The organism is Nocardia sp. NPDC004340 (genome assembly GCF_053602575.1).
The window spans coordinates 333,582-346,228 of the sequence record NZ_JBSGDW010000001.1; the positions used below are offsets into that span (position 1 = coordinate 333,582).

At 68.8% G+C, this 12,647-nt stretch carries 10 protein-coding genes; 3 read left to right on the forward strand and 7 right to left on the reverse strand.

Annotated features, from left to right (window positions below; translation table 11 throughout):
• Positions 1-65: 65 nt before the first annotated feature.
• Positions 66-722: a GNAT family N-acetyltransferase gene (locus ACWEOI_RS01360; protein WP_452358658.1), complete on the forward strand. Its 657-nt coding sequence runs from the start codon at positions 66-68 to the stop codon at positions 720-722.
• On the opposite strand, the gene ACWEOI_RS01365 is transcribed toward ACWEOI_RS01360, so the two are convergent.
• The 4 genes from ACWEOI_RS01365 to ACWEOI_RS01380 all read right to left on the reverse strand — a co-directional run bounded on the left by ACWEOI_RS01365 (position 677) and on the right by ACWEOI_RS01380 (position 6,746).
• Positions 677-1,972: a SidA/IucD/PvdA family monooxygenase gene (locus ACWEOI_RS01365; RefSeq protein WP_433670624.1), complete on the reverse strand. Its 1,296-nt coding sequence runs from the start codon at positions 1,970-1,972 to the stop codon at positions 677-679. The genes ACWEOI_RS01360 and ACWEOI_RS01365 overlap by 46 nt on opposite strands.
• A gap of 247 nt (positions 1,973-2,219) precedes the next feature.
• Positions 2,220-3,956, reverse strand: a complete 1,737-nt coding sequence (locus ACWEOI_RS01370) for an ABC transporter ATP-binding protein (protein ID WP_452358659.1) — start codon at positions 3,954-3,956, stop codon at positions 2,220-2,222.
• Positions 3,953-5,836, reverse strand: coding sequence for an ATP-binding cassette domain-containing protein (locus tag ACWEOI_RS01375; RefSeq protein WP_433670621.1), 1,884 nt, complete (start codon positions 5,834-5,836; stop codon positions 3,953-3,955). Before ACWEOI_RS01375 ends, ACWEOI_RS01370 begins: the two co-directional genes overlap by 4 nt.
• 94 nt (positions 5,837-5,930) lie before the next feature.
• On the reverse strand, positions 5,931-6,746 hold the full coding sequence (locus ACWEOI_RS01380; RefSeq protein WP_452358660.1) for a DUF4190 domain-containing protein: 816 nt from the start codon (positions 6,744-6,746) through the stop codon (positions 5,931-5,933).
• 123 nt (positions 6,747-6,869) lie between these two features.
• Here ACWEOI_RS01380 and ACWEOI_RS01385 point away from each other — a divergent pair, with 123 nt between their 5' ends.
• Entirely contained in the window at positions 6,870-7,802 is a 933-nt protein-coding gene (locus ACWEOI_RS01385) for a pseudouridine synthase (protein WP_452358661.1), read from the forward strand.
• Positions 7,803-7,848: 46 nt separating this feature from the next.
• Positions 7,849-8,613, forward strand: coding sequence for a CPBP family intramembrane glutamic endopeptidase (locus ACWEOI_RS01390; protein WP_452358662.1), 765 nt, complete (start codon positions 7,849-7,851; stop codon positions 8,611-8,613).
• A 195-nt stretch (positions 8,614-8,808) separates the two neighbouring features.
• Here ACWEOI_RS01390 and ACWEOI_RS01395 read toward each other — a convergent pair whose 3' ends face one another.
• From ACWEOI_RS01395 to ACWEOI_RS01405, 3 genes are all read right to left on the reverse strand, one after another.
• Positions 8,809-9,807: a sulfotransferase domain-containing protein gene (locus ACWEOI_RS01395; RefSeq protein WP_452358663.1), complete on the reverse strand. Its 999-nt coding sequence runs from the start codon at positions 9,805-9,807 to the stop codon at positions 8,809-8,811.
• 125 nt (positions 9,808-9,932) lie between these two features.
• Positions 9,933-12,092, reverse strand: a complete 2,160-nt coding sequence (locus ACWEOI_RS01400) for an MMPL family transporter (protein ID WP_452358664.1) — start codon at positions 12,090-12,092, stop codon at positions 9,933-9,935.
• Positions 12,093-12,130: 38 nt separating this feature from the next.
• The gene (locus ACWEOI_RS01405; RefSeq protein ID WP_433670614.1) at positions 12,131-12,643 is read right to left on the reverse strand and encodes an EXLDI protein; all 513 of its coding nucleotides are present in this window, start codon (positions 12,641-12,643) and stop codon (positions 12,131-12,133) included.
• Positions 12,644-12,647 lie beyond the last annotated feature (4 nt).

The following is a 12,647-nucleotide window of genomic DNA, read 5'->3' on the forward strand; positions in this document are numbered from 1 at the left end:
GTTAGTATAGGCTAGCCTTACCAACCAGGGTGATCAAGCTAACCGACGAACGGAGCGCCACAGCGATGAACCGGACGACCTACGTCCTCGCGCGCGAACTCACGGACCTTCCGGACCACATCCGCCGCGCCCCCGCACCCGTGGTGCCCGAGTTCCCCGCGCCGTTCACGCTGCGCCTGGTGGATGTCGAATCCGGCGACCCGGAGACCATCACCGAATGGATGCACCGGCCGCACCTGCTCGAGACCTGGGAACAGGCCTGGGACGCCGACCGCCGTCGCCTCGACTGCGCGACCCAGCTGGCCGGAACCTTCTCCCGCCCCTGCGTTCTCGAATACGACTTCACCGCGCTCGATCGGCCCGACCTGGGCAATCGCGAGGTCGCCTATGTGGAGTTGTACCGGCCCGCCAAGGACGAGATCGCCCGCCTCTACGACGCCGACGCCCACGACATGGGCTTCCACATCGCCACCGCGGACACCAATCTCCTGGGCCGCGGCGTCATGTCGGACTGGATGCGGCAGCTCGGCGAGGCGGTCCTGGCGGCCGAACCCGAATGCCGCCGGCTGCTGTGCGAACCCGATCACCGCAACGCCCCCATGCGGAAGGCGTTGGAGAAGATCGGGTGGCAGCACCTCGGCGACTTCGACGTTCGACCGGACCGTCGGATCTCGCTCTACACGCTGCCGCGGACCGCGGCGGACCTGCCCGAGATCCGGTAGCGCGGACCGGGATTCACCACCGGCTGCAGGATCCGGTCCGACAGCTCGCCCAGGCAGCTGAGATTCGGGAAACCCGGACCCTGCGCCATGGCGGCCATATTCGGCAGATACAGCTTGGCGTCCAGCCCGGACACCGCCAGGTCGTAGCCGATGGCCGCCTCCAGCCGCCCATGCTCGAGCGGACCGCCGACGGCCAGCTCCAGCAGATCGGTTGCGGCGGAATCGAACAGATCCAGGAACCACAGCGGCTGCCCGCCCGTGGCGTCCACCACCAGATCGAAGGTGTGCACCTGATCCGGGCGTAGATCGTTGCGCAGGGTCAGGGCCACCCGGTCGTCCTGCTCGGTCATGCTCACGACGCGGCCCTGCAGGTGATGCACCCGGTTGTCGCCCAGCAGGCTCTCCTGCACGCGCACCGAGAACACGCCGCGATCGGTGCGGCGGATGACATCCCGGCGCTCGGCCATGCCCAGCCCGGCCCACTTGGTCGGATCGCTGTAGAGCGAGTTCTCGAAATAGCTTTCCCCGCGGGTGTACAGCGTGGCCTTGGGCGAGATCACCGAGACCGTCAGCATGTCGTGGTTGACCAGCTCGTCCAGCGCCGAACCCGCAGTCTCGCCGCCGCCGATCACCGCGACGCGCGAGGACGGCGGCAGCTCGCGGCGGCCCGCCAGCTCCCAGAACTCGGAGATGCTGAGCACCTTCGGGTGCTCGGCCAGGGCGCGGTCGCTGCGGCCGGGACCGGTGATCATGACGGCGTCGCAATCGATCTCGTCGACCCCACCGGCGGCGTCGGTGACCGAGACCAGCCAGCCGTCGGCCGCGGCGGCGATGCCCGTCACCGAGCCCTGGACCAGGTCCATGTCGCAACGCTTGGCCACCCACTGCAGGTACTTGGCCCACACGTGATGCTGCGGGCTGGGACGGCCGCGGTCGATCCACTCGGCGTAGGTGCCGTGCTCGACCAGGAAGGCGGTCCAGCTGAACGCCCGCATGGCCTCGTCGATTTCGCGGTTGCGGCCGCGGGCCCAGGTGGAGTGGTACGGGAAGCCGACATCCTTCTCCGGGCTGGTGCCCAGGCGGTGCCGTCCGTCGGTCCAGCCGCCGGTCGGCAGCCAATTGCCGCCCACCGTCTGGGCTTCGACGACCGTCACCCGCGGCGCGGGCAGGCCCAGGTCCCGCAGCACCCGCGACTTGGCCGCTACCGCCAAGGCTTTCGGCCCCGCTCCGACCACCAGAAGTGTTTCCACCGGTTCTCCGTCCCAGTTGCTCAACTGTTGCCTGCCTCGCACAACCCGCCCACCACTTAGGTTTGCATAGCCTTACCTTATCTTGCTCGACAGCGGTTGCGAAGCGCTGAGACGAAAAGATCGGACAGAACACATGCCCCGTACGTCCCGCCTCCTCGCCACCGCCGCGATGCCCTGCGGCCTCTGACGATCGGATGGTTCGTCCGCACGAACGGCCCCGGATCCCAAGGGATCCGGGGCCGTTCCGCTAGGCGGAGACCGGAGCCAGACGCCAGCCCGACGCCCGGGTGCGCTCGCTCCAGAAGGCGGCGTAGCGGCCGTCGAGGGCGATCAGCTCCGCGTGGGTGCCGCGTTCGACGATGCGACCGGCCTCCATGAACAGGATCTGATCGGCGTGCGCGATGGTCGCCAGCCGGTGCGCCACCACGAGTACCGTGCGGCCCCGGGTGAGTTCGTGCACACCGCGCACCACGGCCGCCTCGTTGTGCGGGTCCAGCGCACTGGTCGCCTCGTCCAACAGCACGATCGGGGCGTCCTTGACCAGGGCGCGCGCGATCGAAACCCGCTGACGCTCACCGCCGGACAGCGCCGAACCGCCCTCCCCGACCGCGGTCTGCCAGCCGTCGGGCAGCCGCTCGGCGATCTCGTCCACGCGCGCGGTGCGCGCGGCCGCCAGGACCTCGTCATCGGAGGCGTCCGGACGGCCCGCCCGAATGTTCTCCAGCACAGAGCGATCGAAGAGGTAGACGCTCTGGAAGACCAGCGCCAGCCGGCTCAGCAGCGACTCGGCGGGCTGGTCACGGACATCGTGGCCGCCGACCGAGACCCGGCCCGAATCCGCGTCGTGGAACCGGGCCGCCAGACGCAGCAGCGTGGACTTGCCCGCGCCGCTGGGACCGACGATGGCGGTCGTGGTGCCGGGAGCGGCGGTGAACGAGATGTCCTCCAGAACCGTCTTGCCCGGGCCGTAACCGAAGGTGACGCCGTCGAACTCCACCCGCGCGGCAGCGTGCTCGACCGGCGAATCCGGCTGCGCCAGTCCCGGTTCCGCCAGCAGCGCGCTCACCCGATCGGCGGCGGCCGCAGCCGTGCGCAACGCGCCACCCAGCTGGGCGGCCTGGGTCAGCGGCTCGATGAAACGCGCGCTCACCGCGATCAGGGCGATCGCCGCGGCGGCCGAGATCGCGCCGTCGGTGGCCCGGCCCACCACCAGGTACACCAGCACCAGGAAGACGGCCTGCACCACCAGCGCGAACCCGATCAGACCGGGCACCGCCGCGACGAGCATGCCGTTGGCGGCGGTGCGCTGGCGCGCCAGGGCCGCGTCCAGCGCCCGGTTGCCCGCGCCGACCGCGCCCAGCGAACGCAGCATCGGCTGCGCCTGAGCGAATTCCAGCACCCGGCCGTTCGCCTCGGTCGCGGCCTCGTGCATGCGCTCGTCGGCCGTCACATAGGAACGGTTGGCCCACAGGTTCACCAGGAACAGCACCGGCGCGGTCACCAGCATGGCCAGCGAGATCCGCCAGTCCACGAACAGCATGCCCAGCGCGACGCCCAGCGGAACCAGCACGCCGGTCAGCATCTTCGCCAGCAGATAGGCGATCAGGCCCTGCACCTCGCGGACGTTCTCGACCATCACCCGCGACAGCTCACCCGCGTGCCGGTCGTCGAACCAGCCCAGCGGCAACGCGTTCAGATGATCGCCGAGCCGGGTCTGCAGGCCGTGCTGCATACCGACACCGACCCGCAGGCCCAGCACCGACTGCAGATAGCCGAACACCACGACCCCGGCCACGGCCAGCGCCAGCCACAGCGTCCACCACCAGGCCCGGCCCAGATCCTGGGCGAACAGGGCCTTCAGCACGGGCACCAGCAGCACGTACGCGGCCGCCTGCGACAGCGCCTGGGCCACGATGGCGAGCAGCAATCGCGGTGTCAGCGCGGCGAATTCGCCCGGCACCAGGCCGAGCACCTTGCGGATCATCGGAGGGCCTCCTCGACATCGGCGCGAACCGGAGCGGCGGGACGGTCGGTGGCCGCGACATCGGCCAGGGCCGCCGCGTTGATCTCCCAGAGCCGCTGGTACAGGCCGCCGGCGGCGTGCAGGCTCGCGTGATCGCCCTGTTCGACCAGGGTTCCGTTCTCCAGCACCAGGATTCGGTCCACACCGGTGATGGTGTGCAGGCGGTGCGCGATCACCAGGACCGTGCGGCCGGCCACCAGCTCGGCCAGCGCGTCCTGGACCGCGGCCTCGGATTCGGGGTCGGCGAAGGCGGTGGCCTCGTCCAGCACCAGGATCGGGGTGTCGGCCAGCAGCGTGCGGGCGATCGAAAGCCGCTGCGCCTCACCGCCGGACAGCACGACGTCCACGCCGATCTCGGAGTCGTAGCCGCGGGGCAGCGCGGTGATGCGGTCGTGGATGCGGGCGGCCCGGGCCGCGCGTTCCAGCTCGGCGGGGTCGGCCTCGGGGCGGGCCAGGCGCAGATTGTCGGCGATGGTGCCGCGGATCAGCCGCACGTCCTGGAAGACGAAGCCGACCGTGCGATACAGCTCCGCGCTCGGGATGTCGCGAATGTCCCTGCCGCCGATGGTGATCCGGCCGCTGTCCACGTCGTAGAAGCGCGGCAGCAGCTTGGCCAGCGTCGACTTGCCGGAGCCGCTCGGGCCCACCAGGGCGGTCATGGTGCCGGGCGCCAGCTCGAGGTCGACGCCGCGCAGCACCTGATGATCGGCGCGGTAGCCGAAGCTCACGCCCTCGAAACGGATCAGGCCCGCGGGCGCGTCCGGCGCCGCGGATTCCCCGGCGCCGGAAGCCAATTCCGGGGTCTGCATGAGTTCGTGCAGACGCAGCGCGGCGTCACCGGCCGTGCGCAGCGCCTGCGTGCCGTAGCCCAGGCCCAGCAGCGAACTGCCCAGGCCCAGTCCGACCAGCAGGAACGGCAACAGGTCGAGGGGCTCCAGCCAGTCCAGGCCGACACCCGCGAGCCCGGCCACCACGACCAGCAGCATGACGAACACCGGGGAGACCACGGTGTCCGAGATCGACTGCACCGTCATGACGGGCAGCTTCAGCCGCCGCAGCCGGTCGGTCTGCTCCTCGACGGCCGCGCGGAACTCGCTGTGCGCCTTGCCCGCCCGCCCGAAGGCCCGCACCACCTGGATGCCGTCCACGAATTCGACGGTGGCGGCGCGGGTGCGCTGTTCGGCGGCGTTGTAGGCGAGCAGCCGCTCCCGGCCGGGCTCGTCCAGCATGGCGCGCATGCACAGGGCGTACACGATCAGCGGGATCAGCAGGACCAGGGTCAGCCGCCAGTCGACCGTGGCCAGGTACACCAGGGTCACCAGCGGCGCGGTCACCGAACCGATGAAGTCCAGGCGCGCGTGCGCCACCAGGTAGTGCAGCGCCTCGACGTCGTCCTGCAGGTACTTCTTCACGTCGGCGGAGGCGCGGGCGCCGAACCAGCCCAGCGGCACTCGGGTCAGCTTGTCGGCCAGCAGCCGGCGCAGGGTCAGCTGATAGCGCGCGTCGACGGCGTGCGACCAGGTCAACGCGACCGCCTGCAGGATCGCGCGGGCCACCAGGACCAGCACCGCGATCAGCAGCAGCCGCCACACCCGATCGGTGTCGGGGACCTCCCGCAGCAGCTCCCGGCAGGCCGAGACGATCAGCAGGAACGGGACCACCGAGCAGACGGCGGCCACGGCCACGATCAGTCCGGCGGCCGTGAGCGGCCCGCGCACCGGCGCGAGGATCTCCTTGCGGGCGGCGGCTTCCGCCTGCCGCCGCGCTTTCGCCTCGGCCTTCACGTCGGGCCCGCTCGGCTCGGGGCCCGCCTCGACCGCGGGCGGTGACTCGACCGTCATCAGTCCGCCTTCCACCTTCATCCGTCCGGCGCTCCCACGAACACCGGCGAGAAGATAGGTTAGGCTAACTTTCGCTTGACGACCACACCGAGGGTCAGCGCGGCACCTTCTTGGTCAGCTTCGAACCGTCCGCGTTGTGCACCATGCAGGTCGCGCGGCCGTTCGACTTGTTCCACTGGGTCTCGTTCGCCGGATAGAGGATGAACGACTCCAGCTTGTCGACCACCGGGCTCGAGGCCAGCAGCTTGTCCAGCTGCACCTGGCAGGCCTCGCTCGCCTTGTCGAAGGACGCGTCACCCGAACCCGGCCACGAACCCGGCAGGTGCACCTGGGTGATCACCTCGCCGTCGTGCGGGGAATCGCAGGGCAGCACGGTCACCTTGCGGATGCGGTTTTTCTCCTCCACCGTCTGCACGCAGTCACCGGTCTTCACCTCGTCGATGGAGATGGAGGTCGGCGAATCCGACAGGGCCGAGGTGCGGGTCGTATTGTCCTGCGCCGCCGTGGTGTTCGAGTCGGTCACCGCGGCGATGGCCACGATGACCACGGCGAACACGACCCACAGACCCGAGGCGATCAGACCGGCGATGGCCAGACCCCGCCCGGCCTGATTGCGCTGCTTGGTCTGATTCAGCGCAATGATGCCGAACGGGACGGCGAGCAGACAGGTACCGAGCAGACCGAAGATCAGCGCGGCGATGGCGAAGCCATTGGTGCCCTGCGCGGGCGGCGGCGCCACCGGATAGCCGGGAGGCATCGGCTGATAGCCAGGCTGACCGTAATCCGGCTGACCGTAGGCGGGCTGCTGACCGTAGTCCGGCTGGCCGTACCCGGGCTGACCATATTCCGGCTGCCCGGGCTGCGGATAGCCGTACTGGCCCGACTGCGGCTGACCGGGCTGACCCGGCACACCCTGAGGCTGTTGGTCGTTCGGATACACGAGACCCCCGATCACTGCGCTGACCCGGACATTCCAGGCGTCGGCCCACCGTACCCCGCAATCCGGACATACCCGGGGGCTAGGGTTTCCCAGGTGAGACGCAGGCAGCAACCACCGCTACCGAAGCGGCACGGATTGGATCCGGCCCGGTTGCGGCTACCCGAGGAGGGCGACTGGGCGACCATCCGCGACCACCTCGTGGAACGGCTGCCCCGGGTCCGGCCCGAACGCATCGACGAACTGCTGCGCGAGGGCGGCATCGTCGACCTGGCGGGACCCATCGCCCTCGACAGCCCCTACGTGCCCGGCGGCGCGGTGTGGTTCCACCGCGATCTGCCCGAGGAGACCGAGGTCCCCTTCCCGCTCGGCATCGTCCACCGCGACGACGACATTCTGATCGTGGACAAGCCGCACTTCCTCTCGACCATCCCCCGCGGCCAGCACATCCTGCAGACCGCCCTGGTGAAGCTGCGCCGCGAACTGGACCTGCCGGATCTGGTGCCCGCGCACCGGCTGGACCGGGTGACCGCCGGACTCGTGCTCTTCATCATCAATCCGGCTCGGCGCGGGGCGTATCAGACCATGTTCCACAAGCGCCTGGTCCACAAGGAGTACGAGGCCATCGCGCGCTTCGATCCCGAGCTGGAGCTGCCGCGCACGGTCATCAGCCGCATCGTCAAGGAACGCCAGGTGCTCAAGGCCTACGAGACGGAGGGCGAGCCGAACGCCGAGACGCTGATCGAACTCCTCGACCACCGCAACGGGCTGGGCCGCTACCGGGTGCGACCGCGGACCGGGCGCACCCACCAGATCCGCATCCATATGAACAGTCTCGGGATCCCGATCCTGGGCGACGACTTCTACCCGGAACTCACCGACAAGCCGGTCGACGACTACACCCGGCCGCTGCAGTTGCTGGCGTCCGCGCTGGAGTTCCCCGACCCCGTCACCCGCGAGCCCCGGCGATTCGAAACCGCGCGCACCCTGCGGGCCTGGGACGACCCCGCGGGCTGGGCGAGCGATTAACCACAATCGAAGCGGATTCCAAGAATTCGCTCGTACACTGGCCCGGATGTCTCGAAACGATAACGGCGCGGCGGTGGCACTGCCGGAAGCGCCCACCCCGACCGGCCACAAGCTGCACGCCTACGTGGACGTTGCCGTCGTTGTCGTCGTCTTGACCTGCACCAACCTCATCGCGCACTTCACCAACCAGTGGGCCAGCATCCTCTCGGTGCCGATTGCCGCGGTGGTGCTGGTGGCCATGGTCCGGCGGCGCGGACTGGGCTGGGCGGAGCTGGGACTCTCCCCCTCCCAGTGGCGGCGCGGCTCGGTCTGGGCGCTGGCGGCGGTGGGCGTGGTGCTGGCCGCCGTGGCCATCGGCGCGGCCCTGCCCATCACTCGGCCGTTCTTCCTGAACGACCGCTACGCCGCGGTCTCGGGCGCGCTCATCGCGTCCATGATCGTCATCCCCTTGCAGACCGCGATTCCGGAGGAGCTCGCCTTCCGCGGCGTGCTGCACGGCACCTTGGATCGCGTGGTCGGCGCGCGCGGCGTGTTCGCCACCGGGTCGATGTTGTTCGGGCTCTGGCACATTGCCTCGTCACTGGGATTGACCAGCGGCAACAAGGGCCTCACCGGATTCCTGGGCAGCGGCCCGGCCGGGCAGATCCTCGGGATCGCGCTCGCGGTGCTGGCGACGGCCGGGGCGGGCATGGTCTTCACCTGGCTGCGGCGGCGCAGCGGGAGCCTGCTCGCGCCGATCGCGCTGCACTGGGCGGTGAACGGCGCGGGCGCGCTGGCCGCCGCGGTGGTGTGGCACGTGACCGTGCGCTAGCGGCGGCCCCTCCGGCGAAAGAAGAGGAGGCCGGCTGACCTGGGAACAGAGGATTATGGTCAGCCGGCCCGGGTCGGTTCGGCGGGTTGGGCCACGCCGAACCGAGTCTGTGCGTCGGACCGAACTGTATCGGTTGTCCAGTTCAGCCCGAGGCACTTTCGCGAAAAAAGTGAAACACGTTTCTGTCAGACCAGCTCAGGCCGGGTGGTTCCACCCCAGATCGCGCCCCAGCAGCTCGAACAGCTCCTCGTTGTACGGGCGGTAGAACTCCCGCAACCGGCCCAGCGACTCGGCCTCGGCGGGCGGATACTCCAGCGGATTGCGGTTCACCACCTCCGCGTGCAACTCCGGCTCCACCGCGGGCAGCCCGAGGAACTCGTGGATGCCGCACACCGTCTTGGACACATCGGCGAAGAAGTCCTCCGCCGCGACCAGGTGCACGTTCTCGCGGCCGTAGGTGTCCAGCCAGCGCCGCACCGAATTCACATAGATCCCGGCCGCCAGCATCGGCATGGTCGGCAGCATGGTCGGCGGCGGCGGACCCGGGAAGGCCCCCAGCGCCAGCGACACGTACTCGCCGAAGTTCTCGCCGTAACGCCCACTGCGCAAACCGTTCTCACCACTGAGGAACAGATCCCACTTGTAGTGCGAATACGCCCGCCGCACCGGATCGCGCAGCATGATGATGACCTTCGCGCCCGGACTGGACTCGCGGAGGTTGTCGATCAGCGGCACATCGTGCAGCAGCGGATCGAAATGCCCCACCAGCGCCCGGCCGGTGCGCTCGGCGACCGCCGCCTTCTCCCGTTCGGTCGGCAGGTACGGACCCCAGGCGGCCGGGAAACCGTGGCCGATCTCCTTCGTCAGCGGCACCACCACGCTCGGATGCTGCATCAAATAGGCTGCCAGATCGGTCGTTCCGCTCTTCAGTGCTCCCACACACGTGAAGTCGGGCAAAGCGCGCGGTCCGCCGAAACGGGACCGCCACCAGAGCCGAATCGGTGGCACCGCACCGAAATAGTGGCTCAGCGTCAGGTACCGCCAGCCCAGGCGCAGGCTGCGAACCGGATGCTGCACATGGCGCTCATTGCGGTATCGCTGCAACTGCCATTGCTCGAATACCTGGAAGCCCTCCGTATACCGGTCATTGCCGGTACAGGCCCCCTCCTGAACAGCACTGTCGGACTTACTCATTCATTTATCCCCTCACCAGGCGATCCCACTGCCACCGGGAATCGACTGACGAAGACGGTATCAGCGAACTGGCCCGCTTCTCGAAAGGAGAAGCGGGCCAGCCTATTCGGATACCTATTCGAAACTTAGTGTCGCGATTGTCCGCTCACCACATCGGTTTCCGACCATTCGGCATCCCACACGGGCGGATTTTCGGCATCCCCGCCGTGTCCCGGCCACCAGGCGAAGCGGCCGACCAGAGCCGTCACCGCGGGGGTGAAGAACATCGCCATGACGAACGCCGCGATGGTGATACCCAGCGAGATCGCGAAACCCATCTGGGAGAGCACCGAATTGCCCGCCAGCATCATGGAGGCGAAAGTGCCCGCCAGAATGACACCGGCCGCCGCCACCGTCGGACCCGTGTGCCGCACCGCCAGCGCCGCGGCGGCGTGCGGATCGTTGCCCTCGCGGGCCTCCTCCCGCAAACGGGCCACCATGAGGATGTTGTAGTCGGTGCCCAGCGCCACCACGAACAGGTACATGATCAACGGCAATTGGAAGATCAGACCCTGCTCGCCCTGGATGCGCTGGAACACCAGCACCGCGGAACCCAGGGTCGCCGCGAAGCCCAGGAACACCGAGGCCATCAGATACCAGGGCGCGACCACACTGCGCAGCAGCAGCGCCAGCACGATCATGATCAGGATGCCCGCGACCGGGAACACCACCGTGTAGTCACGGTTCATGGCGTGCTGGAAGTCGACGAACACCGAGGTCATACCGCCCACCACCGCGGTGGTGCCGGCCGGGGCCGAACCGTGCGCGGTGTCGCGCAGCGGACCCTTCACGGTGTCCAGCGCGGCATCGGATTCCGGCTTGTCGGCGAGGGTCACCTGGAACTCGGCCACCGCGCTGTCCTTCGACAGCGTCGCCGGCGACACCTGGCCCACACCCTTCACACCGGTGAGCGCGGCCCGGAAGGTGTCGAGCTCGCCCTGGTTCAGCGTGCCCTGCTCGGCGCGCAGGTAGACCTGCGACGGCTGGGTGCTACCCGCGGGCATGCCCTTGAGCAATTCCTTGCCGTACACGGTGGATTCGGCCGCGTTCGAGGTCGAGCCGGAGCTCAGATCGAAGGTCGGGTTGAAGCCCAGCGCGAAGACGCCCAGCACCAGCAGCACGCCGCCGGACACCGCGGCGAACACCGCCGGACGCTTGCCCAGCGCATTGCCGACCGCCCGGAACCGCGCGCCCTCGGGTTCGGTCTGCCACGCCTTCGACGGCCAGAACACCTTGGTGCCCAACAGCGAGACGATCGCGGGGACCAGGGTCAGGCCCGCCAGCAGCGCCACCGCCACCGCGATGGCCAGGGCGATGCCCATGGACCGGAACATGCCCAGGGTGGACAGGGTGAGCGCGCCGAAGGCGATGATCACCGCCGCCGCGGCCGAGGTGATGGCCTCGCCGACCCGGGTGACCGAGCTGACCATGGCCGTCTTGGGGTCCTCACCGGCGCGCAGGCGCTCCCGGTAGCGGAACATCAGGAACAGGATGTAGTCGGTGCCGACGCCGAACAGCACCACGACCAGCAACGACTGCACCGAGTTGTCGATCTTGAGATCGAATGCCTCACTGGCCGCGGCGATCACGCCGTTCGCCAGCGCGGACACCATGCCGATCACGATGATCGGGAGTAGCGCGATGATCGGGCTGCGGAAGATGACCAGCAACAACACCAGGATCAGCACCACCGTCGCGATGCCGATGATGGCCAGGCCCTTCTGACTGGAATCCTGCTGATCCAGCATCTGAGCCACGGTGCCGGTGACGCCGGCCTTCAGATCGGTGCCGGAGACCTGTTCCTTCAGAGCGTCACGCAGCGCCTTGACCGCGTCGGTCTGGTTCTTGGCCGCCTGGTCGGTCTGCTTGGTCATGCCGACCGCGACCACGCCGATGGCCTTGGTCTCCGACGGGGGCAGCGCCTGGACGCCGGTGACGTCCTTGATGTTCCGCTCGGACAGCTTGGTGGCGGTCGCGGCGATGGTGGCCACGTCCTGGTCGGTCAGCGGGGCCCCGTCGGAGCGCTCGAAGACGATCAGCGCGGCCGGGGTGTTGCTGTTGGGGAAGGCCTTCTGCTGCAACTCCATCGCCTGGACGGATTCGTAGTGCGAAGGCAGGAAGTCTGATTGCTCGGTGGTGGCGGTGAGCTTGGGCGCCGTGGCGACGACCGCCACGATCGCGATCAGCCACGCGCCGATCACCAGCCACGGGAATCGGACGACCAGGCGTCCTAGTCCGGAGAACATGCGGGAGAAGTCCTTTCGGGGGGTTTCGGCCGCGCTATTCAGATGTCGAGGACCTGGGATGCCGGGTTGTCCAACGCATCGGCGACGATCCGGTAGACCTTCGCCGGAACAAGATCACGCAACTCCCCCGGCGAGTCCACGATGTCGACGGTGAAGTCGCCGTATCCATCCTTACCCAACTGAAGGAATTCGCGCCACCCCCCAAAACCCTTGAGCCATTCCGTCATCAGCGAGAGCTCCGACTGATCGGAACCCTTCCGGACGGTCAGGTACTCGTCCTTGCGCTCCTCCGCGGCGTTCCGGGTAGCCCGCGCGAAGTCCGTCCAGTCGAGGAAGTGCCGGTGGACGACCAGCTTGCCCTTGCGACTCTGGAAGACCTGGACCGATTCGCTCCCCTCCCCGGTGACCTTGCGGCCGTCCGCCAGCGGGCGGCCGACGAAGCGCTGCGTGCGACCGCCGCCGGGGCCGACGCGCAGGGTGATCTCACGCATGCCCTCAGGGAGGGGATCGGGGACCAGATCGGTGGCGGGCTTGTCCATTTCGAGGGCCATGACG

Coding starts and splice junctions, on each gene's coding strand:
- ACWEOI_RS01360 (WP_452358658.1), top strand. CDS start 66: ATGAACCGGACGACCTACGTCCTCGCGCGCGAACTCACGGACCTTCCG.
- ACWEOI_RS01405 (WP_433670614.1), bottom strand. CDS start 12,643: ATGGCCCTCGAAATGGACAAGCCCGCCACCGATCTGGTCCCCGATCCC.
- ACWEOI_RS01370 (WP_452358659.1), bottom strand. CDS start 3,956: ATGATCCGCAAGGTGCTCGGCCTGGTGCCGGGCGAATTCGCCGCGCTG.
- ACWEOI_RS01375 (WP_433670621.1), bottom strand. CDS start 5,836: ATGACGGTCGAGTCACCGCCCGCGGTCGAGGCGGGCCCCGAGCCGAGC.
- ACWEOI_RS01395 (WP_452358663.1), bottom strand. CDS start 9,807: ATGAGTAAGTCCGACAGTGCTGTTCAGGAGGGGGCCTGTACCGGCAAT.
- ACWEOI_RS01400 (WP_452358664.1), bottom strand. CDS start 12,092: ATGTTCTCCGGACTAGGACGCCTGGTCGTCCGATTCCCGTGGCTGGTG.
- ACWEOI_RS01390 (WP_452358662.1), top strand. CDS start 7,849: ATGTCTCGAAACGATAACGGCGCGGCGGTGGCACTGCCGGAAGCGCCC.